This window comes from Haloglomus salinum, from assembly GCF_024298825.1.
Classification (GTDB): Archaea; Halobacteriota; Halobacteria; order Halobacteriales; family Haloarculaceae; genus Haloglomus; species Haloglomus salinum.
Genome location: NZ_CP101153.1, coordinates 1,466,818 through 1,479,907, shown reverse-complemented (window position 1 = coordinate 1,479,907; position 13,090 = coordinate 1,466,818). Strand labels below are relative to the sequence as shown.

The following is a 13,090-nucleotide window of genomic DNA, read 5'->3' as shown; positions in this document are numbered from 1 at the left end:
GATGACCGACACCGCCAGCGCCGACGGGGGCGGGGGCGGTGCGGACGGGGGAGCGTCGAACGGCGCCGACGCCGGTACCGACGCGGACGGCGGCCGCTTCTCGCGGCTCCGCCACCCCGAGGTCGAGCGTCGGCTGGTCCACGTCACGGGCGCGCTCGCGCCCGCGAGCTACCTGCTCGGGGTGTTCACCTGGCGCCAGCTCGGGCTCGTCCTGCTGGGTGGGTCGATGCTGGCGGCGCTGCTGGAGGCCGGTCGGCTCTCGGGCCGACTCGACCTCGCCATCTACGACCGGCTCACCCGCGAGTACGAGCAGGACAACGTCGCAGCGTACGCGCTGTACGTGGTGAGCTTCACCGTCGTCGTTCTCCTCTTCCAGCCCCGCGTGGCCATCCCGGCCGTGCTGGCGCTCGCCATCGCCGACCCCGTCTCGGGGCTGCTGGGCTCTGGTGAGCTCCGTGACGTGAAGCAGGGGTACGTCCTGCTGGCGACGTTCGGCATCGCGACCGGCATCGCGAGCTTCTTCGTCCCGGCGCTCGCGGCGGTACTGGGCGGCCTGGCGACTGCACTCGCCGACGGCGTCAAGCCTACCGTCCGCGGCTACGTCCTTGACGATAACCTCACTATCCCGCCCGCGGCCGCGGTCGCGATGACCCTCGGGCTGGAACTGGTCGGGCGGCTGCCGGCGCTGGTCTGAGTCAGAACGGTCCCGTCTCGCAGCCCATCGTCGTCGCGAGTTCCCTGCTCTCGACCCCGCCCGTGTCGATCGTGACCCCCTGCCAGTGTTCGTTGCAGTCGTAGCTGTCGGGCGTCGCCGTGTAGCGCTCGCGCCAGTCCAGTGCTGGCACCCGGACGGTGACGGCGTACGCTGCCGGCTCCGGGCGCTCGACGGTGACCGTGGCGTCGGTCCGGAGACGGAACGTCCCGCGGAACAGCGCCCCGCCGTCGCGTCGGTCGATGCCGACGGCCACCGTGGCCGGTTCCGTCCGCTGGTTCTCGACAGTCGTGTCGTGAGGCGCGGGGTCACGGAGCGTCGGGCAGCCGTCGTGCGAGAGCGTCACCCGTCGCTCGTTCCGGACGGTCGTCTCGATGCGGCGCGGCTCGTCGGGGGCGCTCGCGCAGGGGCCGAGGCCGAGACAGCCCGCCAGCCCGGCCGCAGCGGCGGTTCCGGCGGCCGCCAGCATCTCGCGTCGTCGCACGGCCGGCCGTCGTCCGGCCGCCGACAAGTGTCTTCAGGTCGGGGCGGCGCCCGCTCCGCCACGCAGCCGCGCGACGAGTGCCTCCACGCGGCCGGAGAGCCGCATCAGCACGGTCCCGAGGATGCTCATCGCGAGGACGTAGCCGACGATGAGTGCCGTCAGTTGCGGGTCCAGCCCCGCGGTCACGGCGAGTGCCGCGAGGACGAGCGAGAACTCGCCACGCGCGACCATCGCCAGCGCCATCCGGACGCGCCGGCGCTCGGTCAGGCCGTAGGCGGCCGCGCCGAGGTAGCCCGAGACGAGTTTGGTGACCGCGGTCACGGCCACGAGCGCTGCGAGCGGCACCGCCACCGCGCCCAGCGCCCCGGGGTCCGTGCCCAGGCCGATGGCGAAGAAGAAGACGGCTGCGTAGAGGTCGCGCTCGGAGGTGATGACGCGCTCGACGCGGTGGGCATGCTCGGTCCCGCCGACCGCGGCCCCGAGGAAGAACGCCGCGACGGCCTCGCTCACCCCGAGCGCGAGCGCGACGCCCGCGACGACGGTGACGGCCGCGACGATTCGAAGTAAGAACAGTTCGTCGGCGTCGGTGTCGAGCGCCCGAGCGACCAGCGGCGTCCCGACGGTGGCGAGCGCGACCAGCGCCGCGATGACCGCGACCGAGATGCCGAGCGGGACGAGCGCGCTCGCGAGGGTACCGCCCGAGAGCGCGACCGCCGTGAGGAGCGCGAGGTAGACCGCGATGACGAGGTCCTCGGCGATGAGGACGCCGAGGATGGCCTCGGCTTCGGGGTCGGCGATCCAGCCGAGTTCGATGAGCGACTTCGTGATGATGGCCGACGAGGAGATGTAGGTCGCGCCGGCGAGCAGGACGCTCTCGACGAGGCCGAAGCCGAAGGCGTAGCCCAGTGCGAAGCCCGCCCCCGCGTTCAGCAGGAGGTCGACGCCCGCCGCGCGCGTGACGGCCTCGCGCCGGCGCAGCAGGCTCGAGAGGTCGAACTCCAGCCCGATGAAGAAGAGTAGCAGGACGATACCCAGCTCCTGCAGGAGCGTGATGAACTCCTGTTGCTGGACGAGCGTGAGCGACTGCCCCGCGATCTCGGGTGCGTTCGGCCCGACGAGGACGCCGGCGACGATGTACGCCGGGATGACCGACTGGTCGAGCCGGGTGGCGAGTGCGCCGCCGATGGCCAGCGTCGCGAACATGACGCCCGCGGCCAGCAGGAGCGACTCCGTCGCGGCCACGCTCAGGCCCCGTCCGTGCCGTCCGCACCGGCGCCGTCGTCCATCCCATCGATGGTCGCGTCCCCGCCCTGGCAGCGGTCGGCGAAGACCGACTGCTGCTCGCGGGTGCCGAGCGTCACGAGGATGTCGCCGGGCTCGACGCGGAAGTCGGGGCCCGGGTTCGGGACGGTGTCGGGCCCGCGCTGGACGGCGATGACCGAGACGCCCGACACCGCCCGGAGGTCGGCCTCCGCGAGCGTCCTTCCGGCGACGGGTGAGGCGTCGGTGATGTCGACCCACTCGATGATGGCGTCGCCCAGCGGGACGGAGAGCCGGTCCATGTCGACGGTCTCGAAGTACGCGCCCTCGAGGATGGAGCCGAGGTAGTTGGCCTGCTGGCTCGTCAACTCGAACACCTTCTGGGAGTCGGCGTCCGCGTCCGGCCGGCGGAAGAGTTCGACCCGGCCGTCGTGATGGAGCAGGACGACCGCGCGGGCCCCGCCGCCCACGTCCACCTCGAACTTCTTGCCGACGCCCGGCACGTCGGTCTCGTAGACGGTCATGAGCGGGCGTTGGTGGGTCGGCGGCTTAACTCCGGGCGATGTACCAGCCGTGTCGATGTTGTCCCCGAACTGTCCGCGACGGCGGCATGGGGGTGGTTCCGAAGCCCTCGCGCTCTTACGACGACAGCGGCACCTGCGAAGCCCCCGCGCTCCACGGCGACGACGACTTCGGCGACGACGGTGAGACCTACGAAGCCCTCGCGCGCTCGCCCTTCGTAGCCATCCCTGTCGCTGACTTTCGTCTCTGACGAGATGTATGCTCAGATTCAGAGTTTAATATATAATCCTCGAATTATGGATAAATAGGAGATATTGTGGGGAAATTCCTCTACTCTGGAACTTCTCCCTGCGGCGTCGGCAACGACCGGATCTCCCGCGGCGGCACGAGGAAGTTGCCGCGATGGCGGACGAAGATGTACTCGAGGATGCCGTTGTTCACGCGCTGGCGGACCGCGGGTGTCACCTCGGTCAGGTCCTGGCCGTTCATCGCCTCGCGGACGGCGTCGAACTCGCTCATCTCGCGCTGGAGCGAGGGGAAGTGGAGGCTGGCGATGCCGTCGTCGGCGGACTCGAAGTGTCGGCGGTTGAGCTTCACGCCGCCGTCCGCGTCCCGGTTCGCGCGGGCGGCCTTCTGCGCGTGGCCGACGCGACCGTGTTCGCGGGCCTGCTCGCGGATGGTGTCGAGCGTCGCGTCCACGCGGGAGCCGTCGCCGAGGTTCGCGCCGACCCCCTCGACCCAGTTGTTCTCGGCGTGCATCGGCGAGAACATCTCCATCACCTGGTCGGCGAAGTCCTGTTCGCCGTACCAGTCCGACAGCCGCTGCCGGAGGTTGGCGACGTGTTTCGTGGTGCCGCCGGCGAACGGACCCTCCTGGATGGTCACGCGGTCCTCGGGCGCCTGGTTCTTCGCGAAGCCGGCCTTGAACCCCATGAACAGCGGACTCGCCTCCGGGACGGGGCCGTCCTCGGGCACGCCCTCGAGTCCGGCCTGTTTCTCGGCCGGCAGGCCGGCGCCGACGAAGCCCGTCCGGCGGTCGTCCACCGTGAAGACATCCGTGAGTGCGGCGTCGAACTCGACGCCGTTGGCCGTCGCGCGCTCGCCGGTGAGCGCGAGTTCCGCCTCCAGCAGCGCGTCCGGGCGGTCGCTGGCGAGGTGGAGCAGCGCGTCCTGCCGGTCGAAATCGGGTGTCTCGAACGATGAGAGCCGCTTCGCGGGGTAGATGTCGACGCCCTCCGGCATGGCGCCGTAGCGCTGGAAGTACTCCGGGGTGTACGCGATCGAGCGCAGCAGGCCCTCGTGGGACCACGCGTACGCCTCGTCCAGCCGCGTGAGCGCGCGCTCGACGGTCGCGCGCTGGTCGGCGGTCGGTGCCCCCTCGCCGTGGAGGTTCAGATACAGGAGCGTCTGGTGGCGTGGCAACTGCTCGTTGCCGAACTCGTCGCGACGGATGAACTCGCCCCATGCGAACTGCCGTGTGGGGAGCGTCGAGAGGTCCGCCGGTCCCGACGGCACGGGTGGGCGGTCCGCGCCCTGATAGCCGACGGCGTCGAGACACGCCGAGAGGCCGACGCTCCCGCCCACGGCGACGGCGGCTTTCAGCACGTCGCGACGGCTCCGGTCGGTGTTCGGTCCGGTCATGGTCCGTCGTTGACGGTGGAGGTGTTTAGTCGTTCCATGCTCAGAGGGTCTGGCTGGTCGGTTGCATGTCGATGAACGCGGTCTCGTACCCCTCGTGGCGGGCGACCTGTGGCGGGGTCGTCACGCGCAGTTCGAGGTCGGCACCCGCCGGGACCGACTCGACAGCCGCACCGTAGTGGTAGTTCAGGTCAGGGTCGAGCGTCCGGGTCAGTGCGCCGTCGAACACCGTCTCGCCGCCGCTGGTCAGCGTGCCCTCCATCGCCATCGCTGGCAGGACCATCCGGTTGTACGGCGTCCGGGCCGACACCGCGAGGTACTGTGCGCCGTCGGGGGCGTCGACACCCTCGGGCGGCGCGTCGAGAGTGGTAACGACGAGGTTCGCGTCGCCCGTCTCGGCCGTCCCGCGCACGCCGCCCGGGAACTCCTCGGCCGGCGGGAGCGTCGACTGGGGCATCATCCCCATCTCCATCGGGTCACGAGCGCTCCGCTTGCCGGCCCGGTCGGGCGTCTCCTCGAACATGATCTCGTTGCGCTTCGACTCACTGTAGTCGAAGCCGATGGTCGTCTCCGCGGGGTCGCCGAACTTCTCCCGGAACGCGCCCGTCCGGCGGGTGTTCACCCCGCCGACCGAGACGGTCACGTCGTACGCCCCGTCGCCGTCGAGCGGGAAGTTGCCGCCGTAGTGAAAGCCCATGGGCTGGGAGAGCATCGGGTAGATGACCTCCTGGCTCACCAGGTCCCCGCCCTTCGATATCTCGAGGCTGAGGCCGGTCTCCGGCAGGACGACACCCGTCTCCGGGTCCCAGACGGTCGCCATCAGGTGGACGTCGTCCTCGTCCTCGATGCTCGTCTTCTGGACCTCGTCTCCGTTCACGTTCCAGAACCGGTGCGGGTAGCTGTACATCAGGGCGAACTTGTAGTCTCCCGACCCGCCCATCCCCGTCATCTGCATCCCCTCGACGTGGGTCGGGAAGTAGACGGCATCCGGGCGGTTCGACAGCACCGGCGGCGAGGAGAGCGAGCGGGTCTCGACGAGCCCTCCACAGCCGGCCAGCGCGGTCGCGCCCGCGGCGCCGGTGCCCAGCAGGAAATCGCGTCGTCGCATTGGCTACTCGTCCGGTCTCCCCACCAAAACGGATTCTGGTCCGACCGTCGAAACCGTCGTGAGACGGGCAGCCGCGTGGGAGTGCCGGGCGTCAACGGCGCCGGCCGCCGCCGAGCGCTAGCGCGGCCACGAGGACCCCCGCGACGACCGCCGCGAGGCCGAAGCCGGGCTGACCACCCGTCTCGGTCGCCCCGCCGGCCGTCGTCCCGCTTCCCGTGGCAGTCCCGCCGCTCCCGCCGTCGGGTGGCGCGGTCGTCGGGACCGGCGTCGTGACGATGCCGCCCGCCCGCTCGGGTTCGACGCTGAACCGGGTTGTGACGGTCTCGTTGCCCGCACGAACCGCCCGCTCGTCGCCGTCGAACTCCCCGTCCCCGTCGTCGCGGTGGAGGCTCACGCGCGCCGCGAACGACCCCTCGGTCGCCGCGTGGAACGAGTCGTTCACCGCGACCGAGACGTTCTCGTACGTGCCGGCGTCGAGGGTCCGGGCCCCGATGACGCGGCCCTCGGCGGTCCGGTTGCGGACGACGAGGTGCCCGCGCTCGGGCAGGGTCGCCCGCCGGACGGTCACGCTCGGCCCGTCGGCCCGCTGCGGGAAATCGTCCTCGCCGGTGACGACGGCGCGGTGGCCCGGTTCGACGACGAACCGGTCCGTGACGACGACGCCGAACCCGGCCAGCGGCGGGTCCGCGTCGGTGAACTCGCCGTCCCCGTCCTCACCGTGGAGGACCACGACGACCTCACGCGTCGACCAGTTCGCCCACGCCTCGGCCTCGATGGTGACCGCGATATCCGTGTAGAAGGCGTTCCGTCGGGGGAGCCGGGTCGCGCCGAGCGCCTCCCCGTAGCCATCCACGGTCCGCTCGTGGAGCACGGCCCAGCCGGACTCCTCGACGAAGGCTCCCTCGACGAGGACCGTCCCGTCGGGCGTGACCTGCGGGTCGGCGGAGACGTAGTTGACGGAGTGGCCGCCCGCGACGCCCGCGCCCACGAGCGCGGCGACCAGCACGAGGAGACCCAGCGTCGTAGCGCCCCGTCGCATGGCCGGGGCTTCGGCACCGGGGCGCAAGAGGCTGCGGGTTCACCTCCGGGGGCGCACGCTGTTGCCGCCTTCCACGAGTGGGGGGTATCTGTCAGTCCACCGGGCGCGCGCTGGCGGCTGTGCCGGAGGCCCGCCGCCGCTCTCGCGTGCGAGGGCTTCGGAGATGGTCGCGTTATCGCTGAGAAGGAATACGTGATACCCGTATAAATCTCGGAAATTTCAATTCATGAACCAAAATTTGAATCTGGTGTGATATTCACTCGGCAAGTAGCGAATCCACGAGCCGCGTGAACCGGTCCACCAGCCGCTCGGGGAGCGACGGCTCGGCCCGCTGCAGGAGTCGTGCCGTCCGCTCCGGTTCCGCGAGCGTCAGTACCACACGGTTCCCGTCGCGCTCCTTCCGGACCACGTCGGCCTCGACCAGCCGATCAACGTGCCAGGAGCAGGTCGAGCGGGCGATACCGACGCGTTCGGCGGTCTCGCCGGCGCCGAGCGGCCCCGCCGCCAGCAGTTCGGCGACGATGTCCGCGCTCGTCTCGCGGTGGAGCAGCGCCAGCGCGGCCCGCTCCCAGTCGTCGTACTCGGGCGGATAGTAGTGGGTTCGGCCGAACAGGTCCGCGGCGACGACGCGGTCGGAACGGGTGAGCCGCTTCAGGTGGTACTGGACCTGTCCGGGTGCGAGGTCCAGCACCCGGGTCAGCTCGTTGAAATGGACGCCCGGACGGTCCCGGATGTGGTCGTGAATCGCCCGCCGGGTCGTGTTCTCGGTCGCTTCAGTCATCGTCGACCACCTCGTGCTCGGGGTCCGCGCTCGCCCGCCGGCGGACCGAGCGGGCCGTGTAGACGGCGGCGATGACCAGCGCGGCCATCAGCACGTCCAGCACGTGCTCGGCGAGATGGTGGTCGGGGTCCGTCAGCAGGCCGGCCATCGCGGCCGACGCCACCGCGACGCGGACGAGGAGCGTCGCGAGCGCGAGCGCGACCAGCAGGTACGGTCGGGAGCGCCGGCGGGCGAAGCCCGCGAGCGCCAGTCCGAGCAGCGTAGCCGCTGCGACACCCGCGAGCGCCAGCAGCGCGATGAGCAGCGGCCCGTTGGCCATGTGGGTAGGTAGTCATCGTTCGTGTTTAGGTCCGTCGGCGCCGTCCGCCCGCCGCGAGCACGGCCACGACGGCCAGTGCTGCCGTCAGAACGCCGAATCCGGGTTGTCCGTCCGTACTCTTCGTCGCGGTGTCGCCGTCCGCCGTGGTTCCGGGCGCCGTCGTCGACTCGGCCGTCGCGGTCGTGACGAGCCCCCCGCCCTCGCCGTCCGTCCCGTCGGTCGCACCCGGGGTGGTCACCGCCGCGCCGTCACTGGCCGAACTCTCGCCCCCACCGGCACTCTCGCCCCCAGCGCCCCCGGAGGCGTCCGTCCGGTTGAGGAAGACGAAGGTGGTGACCGCCGCGTCGCCCGCGCGAACCGGCTCGTCACCGGGGCCGAAGCGCCCGTCGCCGTCGTCACGGTAGACGGTGAGACCGATGCGGGCGCGGGTGTCCTGGCGCTCGTAGTACGCCGCGTCCAGTTCGACGGTCACGTCCTGGTGGGTGCCGGCCGCCAGCGCGGTCGAGCCCACGGGCTCCAGCGCGGTCTCGTTCCCCTCGCTGGCGTTTGTCACGTTCCGCGCGACGAGATGCCCGTCGCTCGGCAGTCGTGCGGTCCGCACGGTCACACTCGGGCCGTCGGTGTCCTGCGGGCTGAACGCCCGGGTGCCGACGTAGGCGCCCTGGCCGTGTTCGAGGGTGAACTGGTCGGTCGCCTCGCGCCCGAAGAAGGTCAGAACCGGGTCCTCCTCGCGGTCGAAGCCGCTGGACCCCTTGTCGTTGTGGAGCGCGACGTGGACCGTCCGGGCCTCGCCCTCGCTCCAGTCGCGCCAGGCGCCCTCGTCGATGCGCACGGCGAGGTCGGTGCGGAAGCCGGCGTCACCCAGCTGCCTCGTCCCGATGACCTCGCCCCGCTCGCCGCCGTCGTCGCTGTACAGCGCCAGCCAGGCGTCGTCGGCGACGTACGCGGTCTCCACCAGTACGGTCCCGTCGGCTGAGACCTGCGGGTCCGCACGGACGTCGTTGACGTGGGCGCTGACCGGCAGTGGAACCGCCGCCAGCGCCGCCACGCAGGCCAGCGCGAGCGCCGCCGCGACGAGGGAGCGTCGTTGCACTGCCCGTACGCTGTCGCTCGTCCTGTATAGCCTGTTTCCCAATTCGGACCAGAATCGCACGGCCGCGCCGGTCGACCTCCCGGACGCTCAGACCGTGAACGTCATCGGCTCCATCTGCAGGAACGCCCGCTCGTACCCCTCGTGGCGGGCGACCTGCGGCGGGGTCGGGACCCGCAACTCGACCTCGTCGCCAGCCTGCAGGCCGCCCGCGATGGCCGTGCCGTAGTGGTAGTCGAGTTCGGGGTCGAGCGTCCGCGTCAGTGCGCCGTCGAAGACGGTCTCGCTCCCCCGCGTGACCGTCGCCTCGACGGCCATCGACGGGAGGACGATGCGGTTGTAGGGGGTCCGGGCCGAGACGGCGAGGTAGTTCGTGGCGTCGAACCGGCTCGCGGCCTCGCCCGAGAGCTGTGTCGACAGGAAGACGGTGTCGTCGCTGGTCGTCTTCGCGAGGAACTCGCCCGGCAGGTCCGACTGCTTCGGCGCGTACGCCTGCGGCATCATCCCCATGCTCATCGGCTTGACCGCGCCGCGCTGGCCGTACTGCTCCAGCGGCTCGACGGTCACCTTCGAGCGCTCCGCCTCGTTGAACGCGAACGGGAGCTCGAGCGTCGCCGGGTCACCGAACTGCCCCTCGAAGGCACCCGTCCGGCGGGTGTTCATGCCGCCGATGCTCACCCGCGCGACGTACTCCCCGTCGCCGTCGAGCGGGAAGTTCCCGCCCCAGTGGAATCCCATCCGCTGGGAGAGCATCGGGTAGATGACCTCCTGGCTCACGAGCGAGCCGTTCTGGAGGATTTCGACGGAGACTCCCGCCTCGGGGAGGACCGTGTTCGTCTCGGGGTCCCAGACGACGGCCATCAGGTGGACGCTGTCCGAGGGCTCCTTCGGTGTCTGCTCCAGCTGTGACCCGGCGACGTTCCAGAAAACGTGCGGGGCGGCGTACATGAGCCCGGCGGCGTATCCGTCCGCCGTCTCCGTTCCCTGCATCGCCATGCTCTCGGAGTAGCGCTGGACGTAGACGCCCCCGGGGAGCGACGCGTCGTCGGCCTGTGTCGGTGTCTCGCCGCTGCCGCCGGCCGGCGTGGGCGTCGGTGTCGCGCCCCCGCCACCGTCCCCCCCGTCTGTTCCCGTGCAGCCTGCCAGCGCGAGGACTCCGGCCGCCCCGCCCGCTCGCAGGAACTCTCGTCTGTCCATTCTTGCGTGGGGTACGCGAGATGTGTCGAAAGGAGTTCTGGTCCGACCGTCGAAATCCCGGCGCTCGGCGCCTCGGTTGCCCGTTTCCGTTACCCGACCGGAGCGACAGGCGTTTGCCGCTCGCTCGCCGACTCCGGAATATGGACTCGCCGTTGGATGGTGAGTGGTCGTCCGCGGACGCGCCCGTGAAGGGGTACCGGCGCCTGCGTCTCTCCCCTCGCGTGCTCGCCGCGCTCGTCCTCGCGGTCCTGCTCGTCCTCGCGGGCTGTTCCCTCCCCGGGGGCGACACCGCCAGCGACGACGACCTGACGGCCAGCGTCGACTGGGTCGCCGGCGACTCCGAGGTCCTGGGCAACCACCACTCGCCCGGTGTCGGTCGGCTCCCGGGCGTGAACGGCTCGGAGGGGGTCGTCGTCGCACACCCCCTCGGCGGCCGTGGTGACGAAGCGGGCTGCCGACTGCTCGCCCTGAACGGGAGCGGCGGGGAGCGCTGGACCGCTCCGATTCCGCCCGAGCACTGCACCATCCACGCCGTCGCGGACCCCGTCGTCGCCGACTTCCTCGGCGGCCCCGGCCCCGAGGTCATCGCCTCGACCACGGCGGCGGAGACGGTCGCCTACGACGCCCGGAGCGGGGAGCGCCGCTTTGCCGTCTCACTCACCGACTACGGCTACGTCACGCCCGTCGTCGCGGACCTCACCGGCGACGGCGCGCCCGAGCTCGTGACGGTCGACGCCCGCGGCGAACTGCTCGTCGTCCGCCCGGACGGTGTGGTCTGGCGGCGCTCGCTCGACGCCTACACCTTCGCGGACCCTGTCGTCGCCGACTTCGACGCCGACGGCGCGCCCGAACTCGTCCTCGGAACCGGGGACGGCCACGTCGTCGCCTTCACCGGCGACGGCGTCCGCGACTGGAACACCACCGTCGACGGCGCCATCGTCTGGGCCACGACCGCCGACGTGGACGCCGACGCTGCGGTCGAGTTCCTGGTCACGACCGCTGACGGTGAGACCGTCGCGTTCGACGGCCGTGACGGCACGGTCGAGTGGCGCTACGGCGTCCCGGGTGACCTCGCGGCGGTCGGGCCTGCCCTCGACGGCGACGACGACGGCACGGTCGAGGTCTACGTGACCGGCGAGGACGCCCGCGTCCGGGCGCTGGCGGGCGACACGGGCGCGGTCGAGTGGACGAGCGACTCGCTCTCCGAGGCACCGCTGCGCTCGGTCCCGCCCGCGACGGCCGGTGACGTGGACGGTGACGGCCGGCCGGAGGTCGTCGCGGTGACGGGCGACGGCGTCGTCGCGGTCCTCGCGGGCGACGGGGCCGTCCGCGCGACGTTCGACCGCGGGGGCGACCGCTCGCTCTACACGCCCGCCGTCACGGCCGACGTGGACGCGGACGGTCGGGACGAGGTGCTGGTGCCGTACGGCGACGGCCGACTCCACGCCGTCTCGTTCGACTGACGGTCGTGGGCTGCACGGCGCGGATGCCTCTCCCCGGAGTTGCCTGGCGGGCGCTGGGCGCTCCACGTCGGCGCGGTCGGCCGCTCCCCGCGTGGCTGCCGCTGTGGTGGTAGCTGACGGTAGAAGGTGTGAGAGGTCCCGTTATAGTTCGAGCTCCTCGCCCTCGTACAGTTCTTCGAAGTCGACGTCCTCGTCCTGGTGTTCGATCGCTTTCTCGATGTCGCGCTCGCGTCGCTGTTCTCGCTTCACCAGACCCTTCCGCTCACGGCCCTTCTTCGTGTCTCCCATTACAGTGGGTGTCAATGACTCACACTGACTTGAACCTGTCGGCGGTTTCGGCGTCCATGGCAACCGCCGGCCTCTGTACGCCCGGCCGTCCTGAGCGTCGGTTTCGGGCGCTATAGCTGGTAACACCCGTGTCACGACGACGCTGATATGTCTCGCGCGTGTAGGGGTGACCAGTCATGGTCAACATGTTCGTCGACGGCGAGTGGCGCACCGACACGTACGAGTTCAGCGACGAGGAGGGCGAGTTCGACCGGCAGCCGACGACCTTCCGGGACGCGCTCGGCGAGGAGTTCCCCGTCGAGAGCGACCGCTATCACCTCTATATCTCCCGGGCCTGCCCCTGGGCCCACGGCGCGGCGATGGTCCGGTCGCTGCTGGGGCTGGAGGACGCCATCACCATGGACATCGTCGACCCGTACCGCGACGAGAAGGGGTGGCAGTTCACCCCCGAGAAGGACGACTGCACGACCGACCGCATCAACGGCTTCGACTATCTCGGCGAGGCCTACGTCGAGGCCGACCCCTCGTACACCGGCCGGGTGACCGTCCCGGTACTATGGGATACGCAGGAGGAGACCATCGTCAACAACGAGTCCATCGAGATCATGCGGATGCTCGCCACCGAGATGACGGACGTGGGCAACGGTGTCGACCTCTACCCCGCCGACATCCGCGAGGAGGTCGACGAGGTCGTCGACGCCATCTACGACCCCATCAACAACGGCGTCTACCGAGCCGGATTCGCGGGCACGCAGGAGGCCTACGAGACCGCCATTTCCGAGCTGTTCGACGCACTCGACCACTGGGACGACGTGCTCGCGGACCAGCGCTACCTCGCGGCCGACGGCGAACGCCTGACGCTGGCTGATCTCCGGATGTTCGCGACGCTCGTCCGCTTCGACCAGGTGTACCACACCCACTTCAAGTGCAACAGGCAGCTCATCGAGCAGTACGACAACCTCTGGCCGTACGTGCGCGACATCTACCAGACGCCGGGTATCGCGGAGACGGTCAACATGGCCCACATCAAGGAGCACTACTACACGACCCACACGGACATCAACCCGACCGCGTTCGTCGCGGTCGGGCCCGACCTCGACTTCACGGCCGCCCACGACCGCGACGAGCTGCCCGGCGGGCCGCCGGAGGAACTGGTGGCCGGCGCCGCGAGCGCGGACTAGACGGAGAC

At 70.8% G+C, this 13,090-nt stretch carries 14 protein-coding genes; 3 read left to right on the top strand and 11 right to left on the bottom strand.

Annotation, left to right across the window (positions count from 1 at the left end; all coding sequences use genetic code 11):
* Position 1: 1 nt before the first annotated feature.
* Positions 2 to 694: a diacylglycerol/polyprenol kinase family protein gene (locus tag NL115_RS07250; protein ID WP_254832514.1), complete on the top strand. Its 693-nt coding sequence runs from the start codon at positions 2 to 4 to the stop codon at positions 692 to 694.
* 1 nt (position 695) lies between these two features.
* Here NL115_RS07250 and NL115_RS07245 read toward each other — a convergent pair whose 3' ends face one another.
* From NL115_RS07245 to NL115_RS07200, 10 genes are all read right to left on the bottom strand, one after another.
* Positions 696 to 1,196, bottom strand: coding sequence for a hypothetical protein (locus NL115_RS07245; protein ID WP_254832513.1), 501 nt, complete (start codon positions 1,194 to 1,196; stop codon positions 696 to 698).
* Positions 1,197 to 1,229: 33 nt separating this feature from the next.
* On the bottom strand, positions 1,230 to 2,438 hold the full coding sequence (locus NL115_RS07240) for a cation:proton antiporter (RefSeq protein ID WP_254832512.1): 1,209 nt from the start codon (positions 2,436 to 2,438) through the stop codon (positions 1,230 to 1,232).
* Positions 2,439 to 2,440: 2 nt separating this feature from the next.
* Positions 2,441 to 2,980 carry a cation:proton antiporter regulatory subunit gene (locus tag NL115_RS07235; protein WP_254832511.1) on the bottom strand — a complete coding sequence of 180 codons (540 nt, stop codon included), beginning with the start codon at positions 2,978 to 2,980 and terminating at the stop codon, positions 2,441 to 2,443.
* 328 nt (positions 2,981 to 3,308) lie between these two features.
* A complete protein-coding gene (locus NL115_RS07230; RefSeq protein ID WP_254832510.1) occupies positions 3,309 to 4,619 on the bottom strand; it encodes a DUF7405 family protein in 1,311 nt (436 codons plus the stop codon).
* 40 nt (positions 4,620 to 4,659) lie between these two features.
* Positions 4,660 to 5,724, bottom strand: coding sequence for a DUF7350 domain-containing protein (locus tag NL115_RS07225; protein ID WP_254832509.1), 1,065 nt, complete (start codon positions 5,722 to 5,724; stop codon positions 4,660 to 4,662).
* A 91-nt stretch (positions 5,725 to 5,815) separates the two neighbouring features.
* Complete coding sequence (locus NL115_RS07220; protein WP_254832508.1) at positions 5,816 to 6,763, bottom strand: DUF7282 domain-containing protein; 948 nt, start codon at positions 6,761 to 6,763, stop codon at positions 5,816 to 5,818.
* A gap of 256 nt (positions 6,764 to 7,019) precedes the next feature.
* Positions 7,020 to 7,544: a winged helix-turn-helix transcriptional regulator gene (locus NL115_RS07215; RefSeq protein ID WP_254832507.1), complete on the bottom strand. Its 525-nt coding sequence runs from the start codon at positions 7,542 to 7,544 to the stop codon at positions 7,020 to 7,022.
* Positions 7,537 to 7,863, bottom strand: a complete 327-nt coding sequence (locus tag NL115_RS07210) for a DUF7471 family protein (RefSeq protein WP_254832506.1) — start codon at positions 7,861 to 7,863, stop codon at positions 7,537 to 7,539. The genes NL115_RS07215 and NL115_RS07210 overlap by 8 nt, the downstream gene beginning before the upstream one ends.
* Before the next feature lie 25 nt (positions 7,864 to 7,888).
* The gene (locus tag NL115_RS07205; RefSeq protein WP_254832505.1) at positions 7,889 to 8,956 is read right to left on the bottom strand and encodes a DUF7282 domain-containing protein; all 1,068 of its coding nucleotides are present in this window, start codon (positions 8,954 to 8,956) and stop codon (positions 7,889 to 7,891) included.
* Between the two features lie 87 nt (positions 8,957 to 9,043).
* Positions 9,044 to 10,150, bottom strand: a complete 1,107-nt coding sequence (locus tag NL115_RS07200; protein ID WP_254832504.1) for a DUF7350 domain-containing protein — start codon at positions 10,148 to 10,150, stop codon at positions 9,044 to 9,046.
* 140 nt (positions 10,151 to 10,290) lie between these two features.
* Here NL115_RS07200 and NL115_RS07195 point away from each other — a divergent pair, with 140 nt between their 5' ends.
* On the top strand, positions 10,291 to 11,613 hold the full coding sequence (locus tag NL115_RS07195) for an FG-GAP-like repeat-containing protein (RefSeq protein WP_254832503.1): 1,323 nt from the start codon (positions 10,291 to 10,293) through the stop codon (positions 11,611 to 11,613).
* A 141-nt stretch (positions 11,614 to 11,754) separates the two neighbouring features.
* Here NL115_RS07195 and NL115_RS07190 read toward each other — a convergent pair whose 3' ends face one another.
* A complete protein-coding gene (locus tag NL115_RS07190; protein ID WP_254832502.1) occupies positions 11,755 to 11,901 on the bottom strand; it encodes a hypothetical protein in 147 nt (48 codons plus the stop codon).
* 176 nt (positions 11,902 to 12,077) lie between these two features.
* Here NL115_RS07190 and NL115_RS07185 point away from each other — a divergent pair, with 176 nt between their 5' ends.
* Positions 12,078 to 13,082 carry a glutathione S-transferase family protein gene (locus tag NL115_RS07185; protein WP_254832501.1) on the top strand — a complete coding sequence of 335 codons (1,005 nt, stop codon included), beginning with the start codon at positions 12,078 to 12,080 and terminating at the stop codon, positions 13,080 to 13,082.
* The last annotated feature ends 8 nt before the right edge of the window (positions 13,083 to 13,090 follow it).

Bases quoted from the DNA above. Each gene is read 5' to 3' on its own strand.
- NL115_RS07225 (WP_254832509.1), bottom strand. From the start codon at position 5,724: ATGCGACGACGCGATTTCCTGCTGGGCACCGGCGCCGCGGGCGCGACC.
- NL115_RS07220 (WP_254832508.1), bottom strand. From the start codon at position 6,763: ATGCGACGGGGCGCTACGACGCTGGGTCTCCTCGTGCTGGTCGCCGCG.
- NL115_RS07250 (WP_254832514.1), top strand. From the start codon at position 2: ATGACCGACACCGCCAGCGCCGACGGGGGCGGGGGCGGTGCGGACGGG.
- NL115_RS07235 (WP_254832511.1), bottom strand. From the start codon at position 2,980: ATGACCGTCTACGAGACCGACGTGCCGGGCGTCGGCAAGAAGTTCGAG.
- NL115_RS07200 (WP_254832504.1), bottom strand. From the start codon at position 10,150: ATGGACAGACGAGAGTTCCTGCGAGCGGGCGGGGCGGCCGGAGTCCTC.
- NL115_RS07185 (WP_254832501.1), top strand. From the start codon at position 12,078: ATGGTCAACATGTTCGTCGACGGCGAGTGGCGCACCGACACGTACGAG.
- NL115_RS07230 (WP_254832510.1), bottom strand. From the start codon at position 4,619: ATGACCGGACCGAACACCGACCGGAGCCGTCGCGACGTGCTGAAAGCC.
- NL115_RS07190 (WP_254832502.1), bottom strand. From the start codon at position 11,901: ATGGGAGACACGAAGAAGGGCCGTGAGCGGAAGGGTCTGGTGAAGCGA.
- NL115_RS07210 (WP_254832506.1), bottom strand. From the start codon at position 7,863: ATGGCCAACGGGCCGCTGCTCATCGCGCTGCTGGCGCTCGCGGGTGTC.
- NL115_RS07195 (WP_254832503.1), top strand. From the start codon at position 10,291: ATGGACTCGCCGTTGGATGGTGAGTGGTCGTCCGCGGACGCGCCCGTG.
- NL115_RS07215 (WP_254832507.1), bottom strand. From the start codon at position 7,544: ATGACTGAAGCGACCGAGAACACGACCCGGCGGGCGATTCACGACCAC.